The organism is Bremerella cremea, from assembly GCF_039541315.1.
Classification (GTDB): Bacteria; Planctomycetota; Planctomycetia; order Pirellulales; family Pirellulaceae; genus Bremerella; species Bremerella cremea.
Genome location: NZ_BAABFZ010000003.1, coordinates 1,580,137 through 1,604,011, shown reverse-complemented (window position 1 = coordinate 1,604,011; position 23,875 = coordinate 1,580,137). Strand labels below are relative to the sequence as shown.

At 56.1% G+C, this 23,875-nt stretch carries 19 protein-coding genes; 17 read left to right on the top strand and 2 right to left on the bottom strand.

The window, feature by feature from the left end:
- Window positions 1–111: 111 nt before the first annotated feature.
- Window positions 112–276, bottom strand: coding sequence for a 50S ribosomal protein L33 (gene rpmG, locus ABD890_RS08725; RefSeq protein ID WP_345087929.1), 165 nt, complete (start codon window positions 274–276; stop codon window positions 112–114).
- A 521-nt stretch (window positions 277–797) separates the two neighbouring features.
- Between rpmG and ABD890_RS08720 the strand changes: the two genes are divergently transcribed.
- From ABD890_RS08720 to ABD890_RS08650, 15 genes are all read left to right on the top strand, one after another.
- On the top strand, window positions 798–2,309 hold the full coding sequence (locus ABD890_RS08720) for a prenyltransferase/squalene oxidase repeat-containing protein (RefSeq protein ID WP_345087927.1): 1,512 nt from the start codon (window positions 798–800) through the stop codon (window positions 2,307–2,309).
- A gap of 140 nt (window positions 2,310–2,449) precedes the next feature.
- Entirely contained in the window at window positions 2,450–3,979 is a 1,530-nt protein-coding gene (locus ABD890_RS08715) for a prenyltransferase/squalene oxidase repeat-containing protein (RefSeq protein ID WP_345087925.1), read from the top strand.
- Window positions 3,963–4,736, top strand: coding sequence for a HisA/HisF-related TIM barrel protein (locus ABD890_RS08710; protein WP_345087923.1), 774 nt, complete (start codon window positions 3,963–3,965; stop codon window positions 4,734–4,736). The genes ABD890_RS08715 and ABD890_RS08710 overlap by 17 nt, the downstream gene beginning before the upstream one ends.
- A 575-nt stretch (window positions 4,737–5,311) precedes the next feature.
- A complete protein-coding gene (locus ABD890_RS08705) occupies window positions 5,312–6,661 on the top strand; it encodes a Na(+)-translocating NADH-quinone reductase subunit A (protein WP_345087921.1) in 1,350 nt (449 codons plus the stop codon).
- A gap of 2 nt (window positions 6,662–6,663) precedes the next feature.
- Window positions 6,664–7,923, top strand: coding sequence for an NADH:ubiquinone reductase (Na(+)-transporting) subunit B (locus tag ABD890_RS08700; RefSeq protein ID WP_345087919.1), 1,260 nt, complete (start codon window positions 6,664–6,666; stop codon window positions 7,921–7,923).
- Window positions 7,913–8,716 carry a Na(+)-translocating NADH-quinone reductase subunit C gene (locus tag ABD890_RS08695; protein ID WP_345087917.1) on the top strand — a complete coding sequence of 268 codons (804 nt, stop codon included), beginning with the start codon at window positions 7,913–7,915 and terminating at the stop codon, window positions 8,714–8,716. The genes ABD890_RS08700 and ABD890_RS08695 overlap by 11 nt, the downstream gene beginning before the upstream one ends.
- A complete protein-coding gene (locus ABD890_RS08690) occupies window positions 8,709–9,338 on the top strand; it encodes an NADH:ubiquinone reductase (Na(+)-transporting) subunit D (protein ID WP_345087915.1) in 630 nt (209 codons plus the stop codon). The genes ABD890_RS08695 and ABD890_RS08690 overlap by 8 nt, the downstream gene beginning before the upstream one ends.
- A gap of 3 nt (window positions 9,339–9,341) precedes the next feature.
- Window positions 9,342–9,950: an NADH:ubiquinone reductase (Na(+)-transporting) subunit E gene (nqrE, locus tag ABD890_RS08685; protein ID WP_345087913.1), complete on the top strand. Its 609-nt coding sequence runs from the start codon at window positions 9,342–9,344 to the stop codon at window positions 9,948–9,950.
- Window positions 9,951–10,009: 59 nt separating this feature from the next.
- Window positions 10,010–11,236 carry an NADH:ubiquinone reductase (Na(+)-transporting) subunit F gene (gene nqrF, locus ABD890_RS08680; RefSeq protein WP_345087911.1) on the top strand — a complete coding sequence of 409 codons (1,227 nt, stop codon included), beginning with the start codon at window positions 10,010–10,012 and terminating at the stop codon, window positions 11,234–11,236.
- A 36-nt stretch (window positions 11,237–11,272) separates the two neighbouring features.
- Window positions 11,273–12,301, top strand: a complete 1,029-nt coding sequence (locus tag ABD890_RS08675; protein WP_345087909.1) for an FAD:protein FMN transferase — start codon at window positions 11,273–11,275, stop codon at window positions 12,299–12,301.
- Window positions 12,302–12,313: 12 nt separating this feature from the next.
- Window positions 12,314–12,574 (top strand): hypothetical protein, encoded by a 261-nt coding sequence (locus tag ABD890_RS08670; protein WP_345087907.1) that lies wholly within the window; start codon window positions 12,314–12,316, stop codon window positions 12,572–12,574.
- A gap of 124 nt (window positions 12,575–12,698) precedes the next feature.
- Window positions 12,699–13,883, top strand: coding sequence for an alpha/beta hydrolase fold domain-containing protein (locus tag ABD890_RS08665; RefSeq protein WP_345087905.1), 1,185 nt, complete (start codon window positions 12,699–12,701; stop codon window positions 13,881–13,883).
- Between the two features lie 80 nt (window positions 13,884–13,963).
- Complete coding sequence (locus ABD890_RS08660; RefSeq protein WP_345087903.1) at window positions 13,964–15,424, top strand: sulfatase; 1,461 nt, start codon at window positions 13,964–13,966, stop codon at window positions 15,422–15,424.
- 459 nt (window positions 15,425–15,883) lie between these two features.
- Window positions 15,884–18,151 (top strand): DUF1588 domain-containing protein, encoded by a 2,268-nt coding sequence (locus ABD890_RS08655; RefSeq protein WP_345087901.1) that lies wholly within the window; start codon window positions 15,884–15,886, stop codon window positions 18,149–18,151.
- 4 nt (window positions 18,152–18,155) lie between these two features.
- Window positions 18,156–19,514, top strand: a complete 1,359-nt coding sequence (locus ABD890_RS08650; protein WP_345087898.1) for a DUF1552 domain-containing protein — start codon at window positions 18,156–18,158, stop codon at window positions 19,512–19,514.
- A 472-nt stretch (window positions 19,515–19,986) separates the two neighbouring features.
- Here ABD890_RS08650 and ABD890_RS08645 read toward each other — a convergent pair whose 3' ends face one another.
- A complete protein-coding gene (locus ABD890_RS08645; protein WP_345087896.1) occupies window positions 19,987–20,910 on the bottom strand; it encodes a DUF1559 domain-containing protein in 924 nt (307 codons plus the stop codon).
- Between the two features lie 599 nt (window positions 20,911–21,509).
- Between ABD890_RS08645 and ABD890_RS08640 the strand changes: the two genes are divergently transcribed.
- Both ABD890_RS08640 and ilvD read left to right on the top strand, forming a co-directional pair.
- Window positions 21,510–21,956: an Hsp20/alpha crystallin family protein gene (locus ABD890_RS08640; protein ID WP_345087894.1), complete on the top strand. Its 447-nt coding sequence runs from the start codon at window positions 21,510–21,512 to the stop codon at window positions 21,954–21,956.
- Between the two features lie 177 nt (window positions 21,957–22,133).
- A complete protein-coding gene (ilvD, locus tag ABD890_RS08635) occupies window positions 22,134–23,825 on the top strand; it encodes a dihydroxy-acid dehydratase (protein WP_345087892.1) in 1,692 nt (563 codons plus the stop codon).
- The last annotated feature ends 50 nt before the right edge of the window (window positions 23,826–23,875 follow it).

Below are 23,875 nucleotides of genomic sequence, written 5' to 3'. Positions count from 1 at the left end.
GTCAATTAACTTTCCGGATAGCGCATGCAATAAGCCGGGTCTAGAGAGCCCGGCTTGTGCGAGAGAAGTGATCTCGAAGGTACGCGGCAACCAGCTGGTTGCGCGGAGACCTTACTTCTTCTTTTCAACGTGAACCGTGTGCTTTCGCAGCTTCGGCGAGTACTTCTTCAGACGAAGCTTTTCACCACCTGGCTTGCGGCGAAGCGAGTAGTTGTAGTCGCCCGTTTCTTCACAGACGAGGAACACGGTTTCAGCTTTTTTATTCTTCTTGGCCATGGCTGGGACCAACTACCTGCATAAGGGCAAAGGAAGGGTGCATCGAAACCCTAGTTTCTAGCAAATTGGGCCTGGAAATGAAAGGGGCAGGGAGCGTCTTCCGTGGAAAGATAGTAGCAGGCCCCTCAGCGGAATGGCATTCTCAAAAAAGCACCGGGGAGGTCGAGTACATTCGTCAAGAAAAATCGTTCAATAAGGTGAGACGATTCGCAATAAAACGCTTCTGGCGGTGCGAATCAGAGGAGAAGGAACCTAGTCAACTCATCCAAAATCAACACCGACAAGGTCTATTTTGCCCTTGCCGGGGGGTGACGAGAGGGAATCCTCGCCATAGAATACTTTCGGCGACGATTTTCCTTTTCTCGACGCCCCATTCAGTCAAATTGGTACCGATCGAACGTTCGAGGCCCTTTTCTTTCCTTGAGCTCTTTGATTTTGTTCACCGGGTGAACAGCCAGCTTGGCTATGAGTTATTGGTCTCCGCTTCTAGCGTGAAGCGACGAAATCTACGGAGAATAATAATGGCTCAGCATAGCGCGGATCATGAATCGCATGAAGAAGAGCATCAGCCACGGCTGGTGAATCGCTTCGTGCTCTTTACAGCAGTGCCCTCCTGGCTGATCAGTCTGGTGGTGCATCTTGTCTTTTTCATGATCCTCCTCACCATCTTCATGCCGCCAGTCGAGCGCGAGAAACGCGTTCTGACGATCAACGATTCGGCCGATGCCGAAGAGATTGAAGAACTGGTGATGGAAGAGTTCGAGCCGATCGATGAGCAAACGCTTGAGTTTGACGTCCCGCCAGAGCAACCGGAAGATGCCGTGCTGAGCGACGAGATTGTCGTCTCGGACTTCCAGGAAGAAATGGCTGCGACCCAAATGGTCGAGCTGAGCGACTTCGCGGACGTCACGATGCCATTCTCGGACATCATGAGTGAAGTCTCGGGCGTCGATGGGAACGCGACCGCTGGTCGCGGTCAGGCGACACGAACCCAGATGCTTCGCGAAAATGGCGGTACCGGTGCCAGTGAAGAAGCGGTTGTCTTCGGCGTGAAGTGGATCGCCGAACATCAATTGCCGGATGGGACCTGGAACTTCGATCATCGTCGTGGTGCCAAGAAGCCAGGCAGCAAAGACTTCGGAACTGCGTCGAACTCGCCCCGCGCTGCCACTGCCATGGCCCTGCTGCCATTCCTAGGCTCGGGCATCACGCATAAAGAAGGTAAGTACAAGAAACAGGTCGAAGCCGGCCTGGGCTCGCTGATCAAGCTGATGGAAGTCCGCGGCGACACGGGCAGCTTCCGTGAAGGGGAAGGCAACATGTACTCGCACGGCTTGGCGACCATTGCGCTGTGCGAAGCGTACGCCATGACCCAAGATAAGAACCTGTTGGGCCCTTCGCAGTATGCCATCAATTACATCCAAGCCGTGCAGGACCCTGTTGGCGGCGGCTGGCGTTATCAGCCTCGTCAGCCTGGTGACACTTCGGTCGTCGGCTGGCAGGTGATGGGCTTGAAGAGTGGTCACATGGGTTACCTCAGCGTCAACAAGAACACGATCGCCGGCGCGATCAAGTTTCTCGATTCGATGCAAACCCAGAATGGTGCTGCTTATGGCTACGCCGATCCAGGCAACAAGCCATCCATGAATGCGGTTGGTTTGCTGTGCCGTATGTACACCGGCTGGAAGAAAGAGAACCCAGCACTGCAGCAAGGCGTTGCCAACCTCGCCAAGGCTGGTCCTAGCCTCGGTAACCGTTCGGACATGTACTACAACTACTACGCCACCCAGGTGATGCGTCAGTATGGTGGTGCCGAGTGGGATGGCTGGAACACAAAGATGCGTGATTTCCTGGTCAAGAATCAGGTGCCCCAAGATCAAGCCGAAGCTGGCAGTTGGCACTTCGATGGGCCGCACACCGAACGTGGTGGTCGACTCTACAACACCTCGTTGAGCGTGTTGACCCTCGAGGTTTACTACCGCCACTTGCCGATCTATAAGGCGAACGCTTCGGAAGAAGACTTCCCGCTGTAGTCGTTAAAATCATCGCAGCTCGCACAATCGAACCTCGCGGCTACGCTCTGTTAGCTGCGAGGTTTTTTGCTGCGCATTCGGCAAGGGATTACGACCTAGAGTTTTCGGTTCTGATCGATTGCCTTAAGGATCGTAGTAGCTTGCAAGCCAATACGACGACTGCCAGTGGAGATACGACGTCTCACGAGACGGCGTCCACTGCTGCGCCGATTCGGTTCCGCTTTCGCAAGCTGGTCTTGATGACGATGGACCACATCAAAGGCGGGATCAGTTTCTTCACGAGTGCCGCTCTGCACTTCGCCTTGTTGATCGTGCTGGCCCTGTGGGTCGTTCCGGCCGGACCGGATGGCAATGCGAATACGATCACTCTGCTTCCTTACGAACAAGAGCCGACCGATCTGTCGATTCAGCAAACGATGACGCCGATCGAAATCAGTCAGGCACAAGACACGATCGAGCAAGAAGTTCAAGCCGACTCGGCTGCAATCGGAGAACTGGCCAAGCTGATCGAACCGATGCCTAGCCAGTCGGCGACCAGTACTCAGGCCGCAACGTTGCAACTGACCAGCGAACTACAAAAGAACCTGCATTGGAACCAGGCAGTGCCGGCTCGTAACGGTGGCGGATTTCAAGGCCGCAGTGGCGATCTGCAGAAGCAATTGTTGGCCGCTCGTGGGGGATCGCCGGCAACGGAAGATGCCGTCGAGCGAGCGCTACGTTGGATTGCGGCACATCAGCTTCCGGATGGATCGTGGAGCTTCAATCATCATGAAGTTGAAGTCGGGAAGCTAAGTCCGAACCCGGGCGAATCGCTCACCAAGACAGGGGCCACTGGGCTCGCCTTGTTGCCGTTCCTGGGAAAGGGCTATACCCACATGAACGAGAACCCCTATCGAGATCACATCGAACGGGGGCTTTATTACCTGAAGGCGAACCAGATCGTCGGACCGAATGGTGGTGACCTGCAAGATGGTTCGATGTACGGGCATGGTCTGGCGACGCTGGCCTTGTGCGAAGCGTACGCGATGACCGAAGATCCTTCGCTGCTGCCCGATGCCTCGCAGGCAATTCGTTTTATCGAGTATGCCCAGCACAACCAAGGTGGCTGGCGCTACATTCCCAAACAGCCTGGCGATATCAGCGTATTCGGCTGGCAGTTAATGGCACTGAAAAGTGGTCTGCTCGGCGGCATCAAAGTCGATAGCTCGACGATCGGTATGGCGGAGTTCTGGCTCGATAGTGTCCAGTTGGCGGACGGGGCATACTACGGATATCAGGCACCCGGCAAGTTGCCGTCGACCACGTCGATCGGCCTGTTGAGCCGAATGTATCTAGGGTGGTCGAAGGACGATCCGCGGATGCACAAGGGGATCGACTTCCTTTCGGATGAAGGGCCGTCGAAGCTCGACATGTACTACAACTATTACGCGACCAATGTGCTTTGCCACTATGGCGGACCGCAGTGGGAAGGCTGGAACGACGAGCTCAAGGCGTATCTGATCAAGACGCAATCGAGGAAGGGCTTCACAACTGGAAGCTGGTACTTCGAGGAAAAGCATTCCAAGGTGGGTGGGCGGTTGTATGTGACTTGCCTGGCGGCGATGATCCTGGAGGTCTATTACCGCCACATGCCTTTGTACTCGGAAAAGTCGCTTGACTTCACTTTCTAACGATCCGTCCTCGTTTTGGTACTCTGCCATTCTGCCGGTGATTGATTTGCAGTTTGGTTGCGCAGTCCGAGGCTTCGCCGGACGCCGCAAAGAGTATATGCCGGTCATGTCGCCGCACTTCCAAGGCTCGCGGCCTGGAACGGTCGCCCACATGTACAAGCAGAAATTTGGCTTCAAAGACTGCTACGTGGCGGACCTGAATGCGATCGCTGAGATGCATCTCGATGCCTCTTCGATTGAGGCGATCGCGGTTCATGGTTTGAATGTCTGGCTCGACTCTGGGGTTGGCTCAGTCGAGACTTATCGCGAACATCAAGGCCTCCTGCGAGATCTATCTCCCTATCGCTGGATTGTCGCACTCGAGTCACTGGAAAGTTGGGCTGCGGTCGAGCAGCTTCTCGCTGCGATCGGACCGGATCGATTCGTCTTCAGTCTTGACTTGATGGATGGATTGCCCCTGTGCGAGAAAGATGAATTCCGTGGGATGAGTGCCGAGCAGATCGCCGATCAGGCCATTCAGCTAGGAGTGAAGTCGGTGATTGTCTTGGATCTGGCTTCGGTTGGAGTGGGGGAGGGGAGTCGGACCGAGCCGTTGATTGCGAATCTCGTGGCTCGCCATCCTGATGTGATGTGGATCGGCGGAGGCGGGGCTCGCAGGCTGAAGGATGTCGAGCCGTTGTATACCGCCGGGGCAAAGCGGGTTTTGGTGGCTTCGGCATTACTCGACGGTCGAATCACTCCTCAATTCGTGGACTGACCGATTATTTTTGCGAGCGACGCAAAAAATTTACTGCCGCGCACTGGGGGCAAGCTGGGTAAATCAGAGCCGGTGAGAGACCTTAAGCAATGGCTGCGGCGTGTTAAATCTCATCTGGGCGATAGTTGTTAGCAGGCCCGTTTCCCTTAGGGCTGTGCAATGGAGATGAGTTTGCCGCAATTTGCCGATTGTGATTGATTAGCAAGCTGCAGGACATCGATCCTAGATGGGGGAGTTCCCGCAGGCTGTTTTAAGTGGCGGAATCTCCCCTTGCTGAGTCAACTGAAGCCATTATGATTTGTGGAGTCGAGCTGGTTACCCCACCATGCACTGATTGTTCTGGAAAGATTTACCCGGGCAGGCACGCCGCATCGACGTTGGCACGCCTCGCTCATCGGTTGCTACTATCTTTCACTCGGAAACAAACGCAGAGCACGCACCCAGTTTCTCCGAGATTTTTTCCCAAAGAGAATAAGCATCGGGGGACATTCGACTTTGACATTGTGATAGTTTTCACAATGCCCTCCTTGCAAGTGTGTTGAACCATAGCCTCCCAAGCGGGAGTGAGGCCCAAGATGCCACGCCGGATCACGATTAGCAAAGGCTTGGATCTGCCGATTGCAGGCAAGCCGAAACAGTCGGTGGAAGAGATCGCGGACGTTCGAAAGGTTGCCCTTTTGAGTCGCGATTACATCGGTATGAAGCCGACCATGTTGGTCACCGAAGGGGACACGGTCAAACTAGGCCAACCCCTATTCGAAGATAAAAAGACTCCCGGCGTGCTCTACACGTCGCCAGTCGCCGGCAAAGTGGTTGAAGTCAACCGCGGCGCCAAACGTAAATTCATCTCAGTCGTGGTCGAGGCCGAAGGAGACGACAAGATCGCCTTCGCTTCGTACACCGACAAGCATCTGTCGCAACTGGAACGCTCCAAGGTTGAAGAAAACCTGGTTCAGTCCGGTCTTTGGACGGCGTTTCGTACGCGTCCTTACGGCAAGATCCCAGACCTGGGAACTTCGCCGCGATCGATCTTTGTCACCGCGATCGATACCAATCCCCTGGCTGCCGACCCGGCGCCAATCATCAAGGGGAGCGAAATCGAGTTCAGTGCCGGTCTGGAAGTGCTTAGCACACTGACCGAAGGCAAAGTGTTCGTCAGCCAGGCTCCTGGTGCGGCACTGCCGGGTTCGGAACTCGAATTCGTCGAAGCTGCCGAATTCTCGGGCAAGCATCCAGCAGGACTGCCGGGCACCCATATCCACTTCCTCGACCCAGCGGGTCCTGGTCGTGTGGTCTGGTACATCGGTTACCAGGATGTGATCGCCATTGGTCATCTGTTCCGCACCGGCGAACTTGATACCCGCCGCGTCATCTCTTTGGCTGGTCCAGGCGTTGAAAATCCACGCCTGGTGAAGGCTCCTATCGGTGCGAGCATCGAAGAGCTGACCAAGACCGGCATGAAGGAAGGCACCATGCGGAAGATTTCCGGTTCGGTGCTATGTGGTTATCAGGCCGAAGGGGCGGAAGCATACCTCGGTCGTTTCCACACGCAGGTGTCGGTTCTGGAAGAAGGCCTGCAGCGAGAGCTGATGGGCTGGTTGGCTCCTGGTTTCAAGAAGTTCTCGGTGAAGTCGGTGTTCGCATCGTTCCTTTCGCCAGGCGAGCTTGATATGACCACCACCGCCAACGGTAGCCACCGTGCGATCGTGCCGATCGAAACTTACGAATCGATCATGCCGCTGGACATCGAACCGACGGCACTTCTGAAGTCGCTTATTGTTGAAGATACCGATTCCGCTCAGGCCCTTGGCTGCTTGGAATTGGAAGAAGAAGACATCGCCCTCTGTACGTTTGTGGACATTGGGAAACACGATTTCGGTACCATTCTGCGGAAGAACCTGAACCGCATTGAAGCCGAAGGATAGCCATGAAATTTTTACGCGGAATGCTCGATAAGGTCGAACCAATGTTCCTCGAAGGGGGAAAGTTGGAACGGCTCTATCCGCTGTACGAAGCGGCGGATACGTTTTTGTACACGCCACCGGATCGTGCCAAGGGTCTGACCCACGTGCGCGACGGGTTGGATCTCAAGCGAACGATGATCTTCGTCGTTTTGGCCCTGATGCCATGTATTTACATGGCCCTGTGGAACACCGGGTATCAGGCCAACCTGGAAATCTACGAACACGGCGCGAAGCCGATCGAAGATTTCCACGAGACGATTTTCAAGATGACCGGCCTGGAGCATGATCCTGCGAGTTGGATCAGCAACGTTGTGCTGGGTGCGATCTTCTTCTTGCCGGTGTACATCGTCACGATGACCGTCGGCGGAACGATCGAATTGATCTTCAGCATCGTTCGTAAACACGAAATTAATGAAGGCTTTCTGGTCTCGGGGATGCTCTTCCCGCTGATTCTGCCGCCGACCATCCCCTTGTGGCAGGTCGCTGTTGGTATCGGCTTCGGCATCCTGGTGGGCAAGGAAGTGTTCGGTGGTACCGGTAAGAACTTCCTCAACCCGGCTTTAACTGCTCGTGCGTTTCTGTACTTCGCTCACGCGGGGAACATGATCGGCGACAAGGTTTGGACCGCGGTTTCGCCGGATGGCTTCTCGGGGGCAACGACCCTCGGTGTGGTCGCCACGGCAGGTACCGGTGCTTTCGCAGACGTGAAAACGATGAGTGACGCACTGACGCACGTCGATGGCCACGGCATCACCTGGAACGACGCCTTCATGGGCTGGATTCAAGGTTCGATGGGGGAAACCTCGGTGCTGGCATGTTTGCTCGGTGCTGCTTTCCTGATCGCAACGGGTATCGGCTCGTGGCGAATCATGGCTGGCTGCTTGATCGGTGCGGTGGGTATCTCGACGATCTTCTGGGCTTCGGCTTCGGAAGGTGCGGTCCTGTTTGGTATGGCACCGTGGTGGCACCTGGTTGTTGGTGGTCTGGCGTTCGGTATTGTCTTCATGGCAACCGACCCGGTCTCGGCCTCGATGACACGTACTGGTAAATGGTTCTACGGTATCTTGATTGGCGTGATGACCATCTTGATCCGCAGCATCAACCCGGCCTTCCCGGAAGGGATCATGCTGGCCATTTTGTTCGGTAACGTGATGGCCCCGCTGATCGATTACTTCGTCCTGCAAGCCAACATCAATCGGAGAAAGGCCCGCTATGCGACGTGATAGTGTAGGCGGAACCATCATGGTCGCTGCCGTTTTATGTGTGGTTTGCTCGGTCATCGTGAGCGTGGCTGCGGTTGGTCTTAAGCCGACCCAGGAAAAGAACGCCCGACTCGACAAGCAACGCAACGTGTTGGCCGCGGCCGGCAAGTTGATGCCTGAAGATTCCGACGAACAAGTCGCCGAGAAGTTCAAGACGATGATCGATCGCCAGATCGTGAATCTGGACACCGGTGACATCGCTTCGGAAGAAGAACTCAAAGAAGCCGGAATCAATCCGGAAGACTACGACCAAGAAGGTGCTCGTAGTAAAACGAGCATGAATCGCGAGATCCCGAAAGGGGCTCTCCCGGGCTTCACCAAGACCGAGAAGTACTCGGAAGTGTACGTAGTCAAAAGTCCTGAAGGCCAAGTCGAAGGCGTTGTGCTTCCGATCTACGGCAAGGGCCTGTGGTCGACGCTGAAGGGCTTCATCGCCTTGCAGTCCGACACCAAGACGGCGAAAGGTTTGACTTTCTACTCGCATGGCGAAACGCCAGGTCTGGGTGGTGAAGTCGACAACCCGAACTGGAAAGCTCAATGGCCAGGCAAGAAGGTCCGCGACGACGAAGGCAACGTCCTGATCGAAGTGAAGAAGGCTGGCAACGTCAGTGACGAAAAGACCCAGGTCGACGGCCTGTCGGGTGCGACGATCACGACGAATGGTGTCAACAACCTGGTGCGGTTCTGGCTCAGCGACGAAGGGTTTGGCCCTTACCTGAACAATCTTGAATCCAAGGAGAAGTCGGATGGCTAAAGTATCTCCGAAGGACGTGCTGCTCGATCCAATCGTGCACAATAACCCGATCGCCTTGCAGGTGTTGGGTATCTGTTCGGCGTTGGCCGTTACCTCGAAGCTGGAAACAGCGTTGACGATGGCCATGGCCGTGACGGCCGTGACGGGTTTCTCGAACCTGGGTGTGAGCCTGGTTCGTAAGTTCATCCCGAGCAGCATTCGTATTATCGTTCAAATGACGATCATCGCCTCGCTGGTGATCGTGGTGGATCAGCTCCTGAAGGCTTATGCCTTCGACATCAGCAAGCAGTTGTCGGTGTTCGTCGGTCTGATCATCACCAACTGTATTGTGATGGGCCGTGCTGAAGCATTCGCGATGAAGCACGAACCAGGGATCAGCTTCCTCGACGGTATCGGCAACGGTCTGGGTTACTCGATGATCTTGCTGGTTGTCGGTTTCTTTCGCGAGTTGTTCGGCAGTGGAACCTTGTTCGGGTTCACCGTCTTCTCGCTGACTAAGAATGGCGGTTGGTATGAACCGAACGGACTGATGTTGCTCCCACCGAGTGCATTCTTCCTGATCGGCTTCATCATTTGGGTCATTCGCACGTTCCGTCCGGAACAAGTGGAATCGGAGGGTTAAGCCATGGAATTGTTGAACATTGCTCTGAAAGCTGTTTTCAGCGAAAACCTGGCCCTCGCGTTCTTCCTCGGAATGTGCACGTTCCTGGCGGTGTCCAAGAACGTGAAGACTGCCCTGGGCCTGGGTGTCGCAGTGGTGGCGGTGATGGCGATTACCATCCCGGCTAACCAGTTGCTGTACGCCAACTTCCTGAAAAAGGGTGCCATGGTTTGGATCAGTCCGAGCCTGGCCGAAACCGACCTCGAGTTCCTCGGTCTGATCAGCTACATCGGCGTGATCGCGGCCATCGTGCAGATCCTGGAAATGACGCTCGATCGTTACTTCCCGCCGCTGTACAACGCTCTGGGTATCTTTCTTCCGCTGATCACCGTGAACTGTGCCATCTTGGGTGGTTCGTTGTTCATGGTCGAACGTAACTACACGTTCGTCGAAAGCGTGGTTTATGGTCTGTTCGCTGGTATCGGTTGGGCGTTGGCAATCGCCTCGCTGGCGGGTATTCGCGAAAAACTAAAATACAGCGACGTGCCAGATGGTCTGAAGGGCCTCGGGATTACGTTCATCACTGCCGGTCTGATGGCGATGGCCTTCATGGCATTCGGCGGCATGTTGTAATCGGAACGTAGCACGGTCATTAGCAACTTAAGTCTCCTGGCATCAGGAAGAAAATAACAATGTTAACAGTCATTCTCGGCGTGGGTATGTTCACCGGAGTGGTGTTGCTCCTGGTGGTCGTCATTCTGCTGGCCAAGAAAGTCCTGGTGCCGTCGGGCGATGTGCATATCGACATTAACGAGCACACCAAGGCGATCGACGTGCCCGCGGGCGGTAAGCTGCTCAACGCGTTGGCCGACCAGGGCGTGTTCGTCTCCTCGGCCTGCGGTGGCGGTGGTACTTGTGCCCAGTGCATCGTGAAGGTGAAGAGCGGTGGCGGCGACATTCTGCCGACCGAACGCTCGCACATCAACAAGCGTCAAGCTCGCGAAGGGTATCGCCTTTCGTGCCAGGTTGCCGTCAAGCAGGACATGGAAGTCGAAGTCCCGCACGAAGCCCTGGAAACCAAGAAGTGGGAATGCGAGGTCATCTCGAACCGCAACGTTGCCACCTTCATCAAAGAATTCAAGCTAAAGATTCCTGAAGGGGAAGCGGTCAACTTCAAGCCGGGCGGTTACATCCAGATTGAAGTCCCGCCTCACGAAATCCACTACAAAGATTTCGACATCGAAGAGGAATACCACGAAGACTGGGACAAGTTCAACCTGTGGCGTTATGTCTCGAAGGTTGACGAGCCGGTCATCCGTGCTTACTCGATGGCCAACTACCCGGGCGAAAAGGGCATCATCATGCTCAACGTCCGTGTTGCTTCGCCACCACCACGTGCCCCTGAAGGTACGCCTCCAGGTAAGGTTTCCAGTTACATCTTTAACTGCAAGCCAGGCGATAAGGTCACCATCAGCGGTCCTTACGGTGAATTCTTCATCAACGAAAGCGACGCCGAAATGGTGTACATCGGTGGTGGTGCCGGTATGGCTCCGCTGCGAAGTCACATCTTCGAGCTGTTCAAGGAACGTAAGACCAACCGTAAGGTCAGCTACTGGTACGGTGGTCGTAGTGTCCGCGAATTGTTCTACGTCGACGAATTCGAAGCGATCGAAAAGGAGTTCCCGAACTTTAAGTTCAACATCGCTTTGTCCGACCCGATGCCACAGGACAACTGGACCGGTTACCAGGGCTTCATCCACCAGGTGCTGTTGGAGAACTACCTGAAGAACCATCCAGCTCCGGAAGACATCGAATACTACATGTGTGGTCCTCCGATGATGAACCAGGCTGTCTTCAAGATGCTGGACGACCTGGGTGTCGAACCGGAAAACATCCGCTTCGACGACTTCGGCGGCTAAGCCTTGTTGGCGAGCAATTTCAGCTCGCGAAATATCATGCAAAAGATCACTACGGCCAGCCTCCTTTGGCTGGCCGTTTTCCTTGGCTGCCAGCAACAACTGCCCGATTCTTCGATCAGCACGATCCAAGGGCAGACGATGGGTACCACCTACAGCGTGCGTGCCGTCACCGGACCCGATGGTCCTCAGAAGCTGGAAGCGGCTCAGGCCAAAGTCGATGCCTGCCTGGTGGAAGTCAACCGCCAAATGTCGACCTACGACCCCGAGTCCGAACTCTCGAAATTCAATCAGGCTCCGGCCAACGAGTGGTTCCCGGTCTCGCCTCAACTGCTGCTGGTAGTCAAAGACGCTCGCCTCATCAGCGATGCAACCGACGGGGCCTTCGATGTGACGGTCGGTCCTTACGTGAATCTGTGGCGATTCGGTCCCGACAAGAAGCGAAAAGAGTTTCCGACCGATGCCGAAGTTGAAGAGCGGCATCGCTATGTCGGCTATCAGAAGGTCGAGTTCCGCGAAGATCCCCCGGCACTCAAGAAGTCGGAAAAGGATTTGTACGTCGACTTGTCGGCGATCGCCAAAGGATATGGTGTCGACGCAGTGTTTCAGTTACTGAAGGAAGATGGCTTCAGCGACTTCATGGTCGAGATCGGCGGTGAAGTCCGCGCGACTGGAATGAAGCCGAATGGCGAGCCTTGGCGAATCGGCATCGAGACGCCTTCCGATCAGCAGCGTGACTACAACCTGGTGATCGGGCTGACCGATCAGGCCTTGGCCACTTCAGGCGACTACCGCAATTTCTTTATGCACGAGGGCAAGCGGTTTTCGCACACGATCAATCCGCAGACAGGCTACCCGGTCGAGCACGACCTGGCTTCGGTCAGTGTCCTCCATGGCGAGTGTGCGATGGCCGATGGTTATGCGACCGCACTTTTGGTCTTGGGGCCGGATGCGGGGTATAATTTTGCACAGAAACACAAGTTGGCCGCCTTCTTTCAGATTCGCAAAGAAGATGGATCGGTCGAGACCCGATCGACTGATGGCTGGCCTCAGAACGCTCTAGATTAAGAGAGACCTGCGATGCTTTACACGATGCTGGTTGCCGTTGGCGTGTTTGCCATTGCCCTGACCGGGATGGCTGTGGGTGTCATCCTCAGCAATCGCAAGATCAAGGGAAGCTGCGGCGGTCTGAACAACTTCAAGGACTCGGTCGGCAATCCAATCTGCGATGCATGCAGCAATCCGTCCCCTTCGTGCAGCCGAATTCCTGAAAAGGAACGCTGCCAGGAACCGGCGGATTGCGACGAGCACGACGCAGAAATGGCACGCCACTCGCACTAGATGAGTCCCCCGGAAGGACCTTTTTGTCTGATTGGGGCGATACCTGGCCTGAAACATGGGGTTTCTACCCAGGAACCTTCTCTCGTTTCGCCATTTCGCACCATCTTGAACAAAGGGTCTGGTCATGAAATGTTCCGCGCGGTTTCTTCTCTCGGTTGTCGGCGTGCTTGGCTTGGCAACCACTTCCTATGCCCAGCAGGGGCCCTCTTTTGATCGTCTCGATCGCAACAGTGACGGCAAGATTGTCAAAGACGAATTGCCTGAACGTGCCCAACGTCTGTTCGATCGGATCGATGCCGATTCGGACGGTGCGGTCACCAAGCAAGAGTTCCAGGCATTCGAGCGGATTCGAGCGCAAATGCAAAGGCAGTCGGGAATGAACCGAGGTCAAAACCAGGACGCCATGGCCGGCGTGAAAATCACCCGAGACATCTCGTACCTCGAGTCGAGTGGCGAACCACAGAAGCTCGACATCGCTGTGCCTGAGAAGCCAGCAAGCGACAAGCCATTGCCAGTGCTCGTGTTGATTCATGGCGGCGGCTGGCAAAGTGGTAGCCGTGGTCCTTACCTCAGCAAAGCGTTGCCATTGGTTCGTAACGGCGAGTTCGCCGCTGTATCGATTGGCTATCGTCTGACCGGCCGCGCAAGCTGGCCAGCACAGATCCACGACTGTCAGGCAGGTCTGCGTTGGGTGAAAGCCAATGCCGAGAAGTACAACTGGGACCCCGAGAAGATCGTCGTCTGGGGAAGCTCGGCCGGTGGTCATCTCGTCGCGATGCTTGGCGTGTCGGCCGATGCGAAGGAACTCGACGGCAAGCTTGGTCCGCATACCGATCAAACGCTGGAAGTCGCCGGCGTGGTCGATTTCTTTGGACCTGCCAACATGGCAACGATGGGCGAGCCCGAAGGTTTTCAGCGACATAACGATCCTGAATCGCCTGAGAGTAAACTGCTGGGCGGCGCCGTGCTCGAGAATCTCGACGTTGCCAAAGCAGCTTCGCCTCAGACGTATGTCTCGCAGGGAGATGCTCCTTTCCTGATTCTGCATGGCACCAAAGATGGAACCGTGCCGTTTCAGCAGTCGGTTGATTTCCACGCCGCGTTGACCAAGGCAGGCGTCGAGTCGACGTTCGTTCCGGTCAACGGAGCAGGGCACGGCTTCGGTGGTCCGGAAGTCGATCAACGCGTGCGAGACTTCCTCGACAAGATTCTGTTGGGCAAGGAAATCGAAGTCAGCAGCGAAGCAATCGACTCGGCGCAGCGGCCTCAGCTTCGACAGCGAATGCAACAGCGACAACGCCCGGAATAACGTGCGTTTTCCAATCTGACCGACTACAATGGGCCGATGAACTCTTGAACGATTCGTCGGCCTTTTTTGTTGGATTCGTCATGATTCGTCTTGCCGCTTTCGCGATCGTCGTCCTCTGGGGAACTGCCGCTACGGCCGTGGCTAACGAGCGTCCCAACATCGTGCTGATCTATGCTGACGATCTCGGCTGGAAGGATGTCGGCTATCAAGGGACCGACTTCTACGAGACCCCGGTCCTCGATGCGTTCGCCAAGCAAGGCATGACGTTTTCGGCAGGCTACGCGTGTGCCGGCAACTGCGCTCCGAGCCGGGCCTGTCTGATCTCTGGCCAATACACGCCGCGTCATCATCTGTATGCCGTGGGAAGTACCGACCGCGGTGCAAAGAACGAAATGCGGCTGGTTCCTGTTCCCAACAGCAAAGGCTTGAGACCGCAAAATTTCACGCTCGCCGAAGCGTTGAAAGAGGCTGGCTACGTGACCGGGCACTTCGGTAAGTGGCACCTCTCCGGCAAGGATGGCGCCGATCCCAGCGAACAAGGTTTTGACGAAACATTCGATTCGTTTGGCGACGGCCCTCTGGTCGAAGGGACCGAGACCAACAAGAAGGGACCACCTTCGGATCCCAAGGGTGTGTTCACGCTGACCGACATGGCGTGTCAGTTCATGGAAAGGAACCAGGATCGCCCCTTCTTCTGTTACCTGCCGCATCATGCGATTCACGGACCATTGCAAGGCCAGAAGTCGACCGTTGCCAAGTTTGAAGCGAAGCCCAAAGGAGATCAGCACAAGTCGGTCATGTACGCGGCGTGCACGTATGATCTCGACGAAAGTGTCGGCCGCCTTTTGAAAAAGCTCGACGACCTGGGGCTCACCGAAAAGACGCTTGTCATCTTCACCAGCGATAACGGAGCGACCCCGCAGTCGCTGCAAGAACCACTGCGAGGCAACAAGGGTGGCTACTACGAAGGAGGCATCCGGGAACCGTTTCTGGTGCGTTGGCCAGGGAAGATTAAGCCTGGTAGCCAAAGCGACGTGCCGGTGATCCAAGTTGATCTCTATCCGACGATCCTCGATGCAGCAGGCATTGAAGTCCCCGATGGCAAGGTGCTCGATGGCGAAAGCTTGTTGCCGCTGCTTACTGGGACCGGCGAACTGAAACGCGAGGCGATCTTCTGGCACTTTCCTGGCTACTTAAATCAGCCGGTGACTCGCGGCCGGGAACTCGATGTCCGCACCGGATTTCGTTCGCGACCGGTGACAGTGATTAACAAGGATCACTGGAAGCTACATCTGTATCACGAAGAGTGGGTTTTGGATGGGGGCCAGGCCAAGCTGCCAGAGAACAGGGCGGTCGAACTGTACGATCTGCGGAACGACATTGGCGAACGAAACGATCTGTCGGCATCAAACCCAGAAAAGCGAGACGAACTGATCGCCGATGTGCTCGAGTGGTATCAGCATGTGGGGGCGATTGTGCCGAGCGAACCGAATCCCGCGTATAGCCCCGGAAAGAAGGGGAAAACCAAGCGAAACAAGTAATGCCAGCCTTCTGCTGGGTGTTGGCTTGGTTAGTGGTCGATTCTGTCACCAAAGAGGACCATTCCACCCGTTAGAGCAGCCTCGCAATGCCCGCAAGTTATGACTCTCAAAGGGTTTTCCTATTGGACTTGCTCCCGCCGGTTCGTGTAAAATAAAAGGACCTGAAAGATTTCAGGAAAAAAGCTGGGTCCAGCCCGTCGATGTACGGTACTAGGCCAGCCATCTCCCAGCTTTCCCGCCTTCATCACTCCCACCTGCTAGCTTTCGATCGCCTGAGACGCGTGCCTCGTCGCGACGTGATCCTGCGAGATTGTTGTCGCCCCACGTGATCTTCAGCCGGCCTGAAGCAACTTTCGACCAACTATGAATACCACTTTCCCAAAACATCGCTCGACACTGCTGCTCGCGCTATGGGTAGTTCTTGGGTGCACTCCGCTCGCCTGGGCTGAGGAAGACGCCATGCGAGACAAGGGAAAGTTGATCTACGCTTCGATGTGTGCCGATTGCCATGGCGACCAAGGCCAAGGCGTCGCCGGTGCGTACGAAACAACCCTCGCAGGGGACGCCAGTATTGGCGAGCTCGCCGAGCAGATCACCAAGACGATGCCCGAAGGGGACGCCGAGGCATGCCAGGGACCTGACGCTGAAGCGGTTGCTGCCTACATGCATTACAGCTTCTACAGCGAAGCGGCCCGGATCCGAAATCGTCCGCCACAAATCAGCCTGGCCCGTCTGACCGGCAACCAGCTTCGTCAGAGCCTGGCCGATCTGTATGGGCACTTCTATGGCAACATGGCCTACACCGACGAACGTGGTGTGAAGGGGATCTATTTCACTGGAGCGCGTTGGAAAGAAGAGAACAAGAAGATCGAACGGGTCGATTCGACGATCGACTTTGATTTCGGCCGTGAAGGTCCTGGCGAAGGAATCGACAAGCAAGACTTCCTGATCCATTGGAACGGCAGCATCATCGCGGAAGAGACGGGCGACTACGAAATCATTCTTCGCAGCACTGTTTCGTTCACCATGCACTTCGGCAAGCTCGGTCGCGAGTTCATCGACAACCACGTGCAGTCGGGCGACAAGACCGAGTTCCGCGAAGTGGTTCGTCTGACCGCCGGGCGAGCCTACCCCTTCAAAATCGACTACGTCCAGCGAAAGCGAAAGACCGAGCAGCCGCCAGCCAGTATCTCGATGTCGTGGATCCCTCCGCATGGCACTGAACAGTTGATTCCCAAGCGGAACTTGATTCCTTGGACGGTCGAACCTTCGTTCTCGCTGCAAACCAAGTTGCCGCCAGACGACCGTAGCTACGGATTTGAACGAGGCATCGCGGTCGATCGCCAATGGGACGATTCGACCACGTCGGCCGCTTTGGAATTCGGCTTGGTAGCTGTCGACGAACTATGGCCTGACTTCCAGCGACGCAACAAGAAGGTCCCTGAGGAGAACCGCCAGCGGCTGAAGGCGTTCCTGACGGAACTGGTCGAAACGGCGTTTCGCACCAAGCTCAGCGATGACCTGAAGCAGCTTTACATCGAACAGCAAGTCGCTCAGTGCCCCGACGATAGCGAAGCAATCCGCCGCGTCGTGTTGATGGCACTCAAGTCACCGCGGTTCCTCTATCCACAAACCGATGCGACCGATTCGCAGTCGCAGAAGGTGGCCAATCGCTTGGCGCTGACCTTCTACGATTCGTTGCCATCCGACAAATGGTTGATCGAGAAGGTTGAGCGAAACCAGCTTCAGAACGAACAGCAGATTCGCGAAGCGGCCTGGCGGATGGTGAACGACTTCCGTACCCGCGGCAAGACACGCGAGATGCTGCACGAGTGGCTCAACATGGGGCACTTCAACGAGATCACCAAAGACGAAAAGCAGTTCCCAGAGTTCGATAAGGAACTGGTCGCCGACATGCGCATGTCGTTGAACTATTTCCTCGACGATATCGTCTGGAGCGAGAAGAGCGACTATCGCCAGTTGTTGACCGCCGACTGGGGCTATGCCAGCGATAAGATGGCGGCGTTCTATGGCGATGCCTGGAAGCCCGCGGCCTCCGAGAAAAAAGACGAAGCCAAGTTGCCTCGCGGCCCGGGTGCCGAGCGACTCCGCAAGACCAGCGATCCCAGCGAGCTGCGGATGGGTGTGCTGACGCATCCTTATTTGATGAGTGGTCTGGCATACACCGATGCGACTTCCCCCATCCATCGTGGCGTATTTTTGATTCGCTACGTGCTGGGGCGAACCCTGCGTCCGCCGAACGCTGCGTTCTCGCCGCTTAGTCCGGACTTGCATCCCGATCTGACCACGCGGGAACGGGTCGCGCTGCAGACCAGCCCGGAAAGCTGCCAGGTTTGCCATTCGCGAATCAACGGCCTCGGTTTCACGCTGGAGCGCTTCGACGCGGTTGGTCGTTTCCGCGAGACAGAACATAGCAAACAGATCGATCCGCAGGGCGGCTACACCGGCCGCGATGGCGAAGATTTGACCTTCCAGAACGAAAAGGACCTGGTCCAGTTTCTGGTCGATAGTGACGATGCCCACCGAGCGTTTGTCAGCCGTGCCTTCCAGCATTTCGTGAAGCAGCCAGTGGCCGCCTACGGACCGCAGAAGCTCGACGAACTGACGCAACGCTTCAAAGATAGCGGCTTCAATGTCCGCGCCCTCTTGGTCGAGATCGCAGTGGTCGCGGCCATGGAACCCCACGACGCCAACATTGCAGGATGAACTTATGGCGAACCAACTTTCACGACGCGATTTTCTGCAGAAGACCGGCATTAGCCTGGCCGCTGCGAACTTGCTGGCAGGTCTGCCAAGCCTTGGCTGGACCGCCCAAGCCGCGCCTAAAAAGCGACTGGTGTTCATCTTCAGTCCCAACGGTGTGATCCCCGATCACTTCTGGCCCAAGACCCTCGGCTCAGATTACGACCTCCAGCGGATCTTGAAGCCGCTCGAACCGTTCAAGAGCCAGACGATGACCATTAAAGGGGTCGGCAACCTGATCCGCGGCGATGGCGACGGGCACATGCGTGGCATGGGCTGTTTGCTCACCGGGATCGAGCTTTTCCCTGGCGACGTCCAAGGGGGAAGCGATACTCCGGCCGGCTGGGCGATGGGTATCTCAGTCGATCAGTTCCTGAAGAATCAGCTTCAAGCCAATGCCGACACGCAGACCCGTTTCGGTTCGCTGGAATTCGGCGTGATGGTACCTGACCGGGCCGATACCTGGACTCGCTGGTCGTACGCAGGAGCCAACCAGCCAATCGCTCCGATCGACGATCCTTACCAGATGTTCGACAAGATGTATGGCCAGGCCAAGAACCGGGCCATGCTGGCGAGCGTGCTCGATGACCTCTCGGACGACTTCAAGAAGGTCGAGAAGCTGATCAGCGTTGAAGATCGCCAACTGCTCGACACGCACGTGCAGATGGTCCGCAAGGTGGAGCTCGAGCTTCAGGCCGAACTGGCCCAGCAGCGGAAGTCGGAAGCCAGCGCCGAGGACGAACGAGCCGAGCTCGATCACGCGATTCCGGTGCTGCCGCCAAACGTTCGGGAAGACAACGACAACATCCCGCAGATCACCAAGATGCAGATCGAGCTGATGGTCAACGGTTTCGTGCACGACATGAACCGCATCGCTTCGCTGCAAATCACCAACAGCGTCGGCCAGCCGAAGATGAAGTGGCTGGGGATCGAAGAAGGGCATCACGGGCTGTCGCACGAACCTGACAGCAACGAAGACGCCTACGAGAAGTTGATCAAGATCAACACGTGGTACTGCGAGCAGGTTGCTCACCTTGCCCAACGCCTGGCCGAAACGCCAGAACCAGGCGGCAACGGCAGCATGCTCGATAACACGACGATTGTCTGGACCAACGAACTGGGCAAGGGGAACTCGCACACGCACGAGAACATCCCATTCGTCCTGGTCGGCGGTGGCCTCGGCTTCAAAATGGGCCAGGCCATCGACTTTAAGAAGGTCCCGCATAATCGCTTGCTGATGAACATCTGCGAAGCGATGGGCTACCCACAAAAGACCTTCGGCAACCCAGACTACTGCAAAGATGGCGGCCTGACCGGTTTGACCTAGTCACCGGTTGTTGGACCACGATCAAAGAAAAAGGCCGCAGCGTTTGCTGCGGCCTTTTTTATGTTGGTGCAATGAAGGTCTTTGGCGAGATCGAGCTATCGGTCTAGCGTTGGGTTTCTTCCTGTTCAGCCTTCCGGACGACCTCTTTATAAAACTTCAGCCAGGTACGTTGCGAGTGAAATCGCTTTACGTCGGCTCTCAATTGTTCCAGAGTTGCTCCGTCAAATTTTACCGAGGTCGGTAACTGTTCCCAGGATTCGACGGTCAATGACTCAGGTACTTCTTGTTTGGCGGTCTCTTTCGCGACTGGGCTGCATGCCAAAATCGAGAGAAGCACCATACATAGCATCCAGTAAGAAAATGCTCGCATTCTAATTCATCTCGTATTGAAGTTAGTCGGTATCAACATCCTTTGGCGGTGGAAAAGAAACACCTACACGTCACCAAAGGAGTCTGTCGAAAGAATATGGGTTTAGTCGAGGGTAGCGACTTCGCCGCCTGCGCGAGTGATGATGGAACGATATGTAGTATTGTCGATCGTTTCTCCGACGAATCGGGCCGAGCCATCGACTTTCAGGAATTGCGCTCCACCAGGGTGCTGGCTGCGGAAAGCACAGTACGCAGTCGATGTGTGATCATGCTTGTTGAGCGGCCACTGACCAGAGCCCCAGCAATAGTAACCATAGGACCAGATCGCACCGTAGGAAGTCGAAGGAACGCCCATCGGAGTGAAGTCCGTTTCACCGACCATGAACGTGTTGGACGTTCCGTCGGTGATGTCGCGGAAGCTAGTTGGCTTGCGATGGAGGGGGCCAGGTGGGTTATCGGTATCGACAAACGTCTTGATAGGGATGATTGCGCCATCAGCCATCGTTGACGAGCCGTACAGGAAGTCGCTGAAAGGATCGGTGGTGTCACTGTCAGTCGAGAACAGGTAACTCGCGGGTGCTCGATTCTCGGAGCCTAACGGCCCGGTGGGCATGGTCATCGTTGGGCAGTAATAGGTTGGAATGATTTCCTGCTGCAACAACGCATTGGTCCAGCCGTCACCGTCCGCATCCGTCGTGCTGTTGCGTGCTTCGGCTGGATCCCAGCGACTGGCGATTGCATCCTGTTCGATGAAAGGCATCAACGGAATCCATCCTGGTTGCTGCGCCGCAGTGTCGTCGCCTTCCAGTCGATCTCGAAATGCGTAAGGGAAGAACCCGAACGTATCGTGGAAGTTATGCATCGCCACGCCAATCTGTTTCAGATTGTTCGAGCAGCTCATGCGGCGGGCTGCTTCGCGGGCTTGTTGGACCGCGGGGAGGAGCAGGGCGATCAAGATGCCGATAATGGCGATCACCACCAACAGTTCGACCAGGGTAAATGCAGAACGCGATGTACGAGCGGACATCGTATAAAACCTTTTGTAAGTGCCAACCAGGAAAGGGGTTATGACTCAGAGGCGTATCCTCCGAGATCCGGGTGGCTGGCATCGCAAAAGGCGATCGCTGGCTGAAGAGAGGCCAGTTTGCTGCTAGACAAAGTGAAACTGAGTCTCAATTGCATCCCGTTTTAAGGGAGTGACTACGCATCGTCAAGAGTCGCTGATGGAAAAGCTCCAACTTGTAACCAAGCCGAGACGATCGCCTCGCGTTGGGCCTGTGGGGCGCTATTGGGGGGTGTGATGGCTCGCAGATGACGTGGCCATGATGGTGGCTTCGGACCGCTTCGCCTCCTGTCGAAATGACACCCCTTGCCATTTTGGCAGCGTGCCAGCACTCATCTTTCTGCCAGCCTTTCCGTTTTCTTCTCGGCCAAAACCATTGAAAAGGAAGGGGTTCGGGCAACTGCTGGTTCGAAAAACGTGAATTGGCGCGCCTCTTGCAATTTAGCCATTCGCCTCTGGGATGAGGTATTTAAACCGACTGAAAATCGGGTTTGCAAATTCGAGTAACTTTACGCGGTTTTGTTTCAACTTCTGTAGGACTTATTATGGAAAGGTTGATCAAAATGGTCCGTACTCCTGCACAATCAGAATCGAAGAGCCACCCGCTGACCAATTGGCACAGCGAGATGGACAACCTGTTTGAATCGTTTTTCCGTCCGGTCCGCCAAAGTGCGTCCGGCGCATGGCTGCCGGCGATGAACATCTCGGAATCGGAAGGTGCCTATCAGATCGATCTGGAACTGCCAGGTCTGGGGGCCGAAGACGTCAATGTCGAACTGCACGACGGCAAGCTGACGATCTCCGGCGAACGCAAGACCGAAGAGCAATCGGACGATCGTCGTTGGCATCGTGTCGAACATGTTTACGGCAAGTTCCAACGCGAACTGAAACTGGGAGTTCCGGTTGACGAAGACAACGTCACCGCCAGCTTCAAGAATGGCGTCCTCTCGGTCTCGATTCCGAAATCGGAACAGGCCAAGCCTCGCAAGATTGAGGTGAAGAACAGCTAAGACAACATCCCTCGTGCATTTCCTTGGATGAGCATGACGCCGGCCGCGCCCCCCCAAAGCGGCCGGCGTTCTTGTTTTCTTGCTCCGGTCTTAGGTCGCTTGAGTCGGGCCGCTGGTGGCGCCATACTACCCAGCAGCATCCTTTCCCTTCATGCCTCGCCCAGGTGAATGCCTCTCATGGACCGACCTCTTAATTGGAATAGCCGCAATCTGACCCAAGGCTGGCAACGTGGCGTTACTGCTTTCTATTACGGACTGAACTTTCAGGAAGATGACTTCCATAAGCCGCAAGTTGGGATTGGGGTCCCGCTGCTGGAAGGGAATCTGTGTAACGTTCATGCCTATCGCCTGGCTACGCTGCTGAAGCAAGGCTGCGAGAAGGAAGGGCTCATCGGGTTTCCGTTCGGCACGCCGGCGGTCAGCGACAACATCACCCAAGGGCAAGAGGGAGGCAACGCAAGTCTTCCGTCGCGCAACATGATTGCCAACGCGGCCGAATGCGTGACCAGTGCCCATGGATACGACTTTCTGATCGGCATGCACAACTGCGACAAGAATGGTCCTGGCTTCGCGATGGCGTTGGCTCGATTGAATTACCCAGGCCTGATCGTCAACGGCGGCAGCATCAAGCCAGGTTGTCATCGTGGACAAGATACGTCGATTCTGGATGTCTACGATTCACAGGCCGCGGCGAGTGTCGGTGCGATGACGCATGACGAAGCGGACCAGATTCTGCGCACTGCATGCCCTGGGCCTGGCGGCTGTGGCATCGCGGCCTCGTTCAATACCTGGGGTATCGCGCTGGAAGCGATGGGACTGTCGGCTCCTTATTCCAGTAGCAACCCAGCGGACGACCCGTCGAAGATCGCCGAGTGCGAAGGGGTTGGCGTGTTGGTCAAGCGGCTTCTCGCGGAAGACATCCGTCCCCGTGATATTGTCACGCGTGCTTCGATGTTGAACGCGACCCGTGCGGTTGCGGCGATGGGTGGTTCGACCAATGGCGTGTTGCATCTGCTGGCGTTGGCTCGCGAAGCCCACGTCGATTTCCATTTGCAAGACATTCAGCGAATCTGCCGGGAAACGCCTGTGCTGTGTAGCTTTGCACCGCGCGGCAAGCGAACGATGTTCGACCTGTTCAAGTTGGGCGGAACGCCGATCTTCTTGAAGTATCTGCTGCAGCAAGGAATGCTCGACGGTGACTGTATCACGGTCACCGGCAAGACAATGGCCGAGAACCTGGCCGATGTGCCAGACGTGACCTGGGATCAAGACTTGATCGTCCCGGTCGAAAAGCCGTTCAAGCCGTATGCCGACATGCAGATCTGCTTTGGTAACCTGGCGCCAGGCGGAATCGTGTTCAAGGTGAGCAGCATGAAAGAGCCCACCTTCCGCGGCAAAGCGATTTGCTTTGACGATCCTCGCAAGATTGTCGAAGCGGTCGAACGTGATGAAATTCAGCCTGGCACGGTGATCGTGCTGCGTTACCTCGGCCCGATGGCCTCCGGCATGCCGGAAGTCTTGGTGGCGACCGCCGCGCTGGCGGTTCCCAAGCTGGATGGTAAGGTCGCGTTTCTATCGGATACGCGCGTCTCGGGAGTTTCGCACGGAGCGATCGGTGTGCACTGCTCGCCGGAAGCTGCCGTGGGCGGGCCGATTGCTTTGGTCGAAGATGGCGACGAGATCTCGTTCGACCTGGTCGCAGGCGATCTCACATTGCACGTTGACGATGCCCTTCTGGCAGAGCGTCGTCGAAAGTGGAACGCGCCTGAGATCCCGCGCACGCGAGGGTATCTCGCCGACTTCGCCGCGACCGTTTCGCAGGCACATCATGGGTGCGTCAGCAAAGCCTTTCTTCCCGATGCGGATTAGTCCGTTTGGGGTGCCTAACTCGCGCTGATCTCCTGACTTCCGTGTAGGTG

Excerpts from the sequence above, each read along its gene's own strand:
- ABD890_RS08665 (WP_345087905.1), top strand. The coding sequence starts at position 12,699 with ATGAAATGTTCCGCGCGGTTTCTTCTCTCGGTTGTCGGCGTGCTTGGC.
- ABD890_RS08695 (WP_345087917.1), top strand. The coding sequence starts at position 7,913 with ATGCGACGTGATAGTGTAGGCGGAACCATCATGGTCGCTGCCGTTTTA.
- ABD890_RS08690 (WP_345087915.1), top strand. The coding sequence starts at position 8,709 with ATGGCTAAAGTATCTCCGAAGGACGTGCTGCTCGATCCAATCGTGCAC.
- ABD890_RS08650 (WP_345087898.1), top strand. The coding sequence starts at position 18,156 with ATGGCGAACCAACTTTCACGACGCGATTTTCTGCAGAAGACCGGCATT.
- ilvD (WP_345087892.1), top strand. The coding sequence starts at position 22,134 with ATGGACCGACCTCTTAATTGGAATAGCCGCAATCTGACCCAAGGCTGG.
- ABD890_RS08675 (WP_345087909.1), top strand. The coding sequence starts at position 11,273 with ATGCAAAAGATCACTACGGCCAGCCTCCTTTGGCTGGCCGTTTTCCTT.
- ABD890_RS08655 (WP_345087901.1), top strand. The coding sequence starts at position 15,884 with ATGCGAGACAAGGGAAAGTTGATCTACGCTTCGATGTGTGCCGATTGC.
- ABD890_RS08645 (WP_345087896.1), bottom strand. The coding sequence starts at position 20,910 with ATGTCCGCTCGTACATCGCGTTCTGCATTTACCCTGGTCGAACTGTTG.
- ABD890_RS08660 (WP_345087903.1), top strand. The coding sequence starts at position 13,964 with ATGATTCGTCTTGCCGCTTTCGCGATCGTCGTCCTCTGGGGAACTGCC.
- ABD890_RS08700 (WP_345087919.1), top strand. The coding sequence starts at position 6,664 with ATGAAATTTTTACGCGGAATGCTCGATAAGGTCGAACCAATGTTCCTC.
- ABD890_RS08640 (WP_345087894.1), top strand. The coding sequence starts at position 21,510 with ATGGTCCGTACTCCTGCACAATCAGAATCGAAGAGCCACCCGCTGACC.
- nqrF (WP_345087911.1), top strand. The coding sequence starts at position 10,010 with ATGTTAACAGTCATTCTCGGCGTGGGTATGTTCACCGGAGTGGTGTTG.
- nqrE (WP_345087913.1), top strand. The coding sequence starts at position 9,342 with ATGGAATTGTTGAACATTGCTCTGAAAGCTGTTTTCAGCGAAAACCTG.
- ABD890_RS08670 (WP_345087907.1), top strand. The coding sequence starts at position 12,314 with ATGCTTTACACGATGCTGGTTGCCGTTGGCGTGTTTGCCATTGCCCTG.
- ABD890_RS08720 (WP_345087927.1), top strand. The coding sequence starts at position 798 with ATGGCTCAGCATAGCGCGGATCATGAATCGCATGAAGAAGAGCATCAG.
- ABD890_RS08705 (WP_345087921.1), top strand. The coding sequence starts at position 5,312 with ATGCCACGCCGGATCACGATTAGCAAAGGCTTGGATCTGCCGATTGCA.
- rpmG (WP_345087929.1), bottom strand. The coding sequence starts at position 276 with ATGGCCAAGAAGAATAAAAAAGCTGAAACCGTGTTCCTCGTCTGTGAA.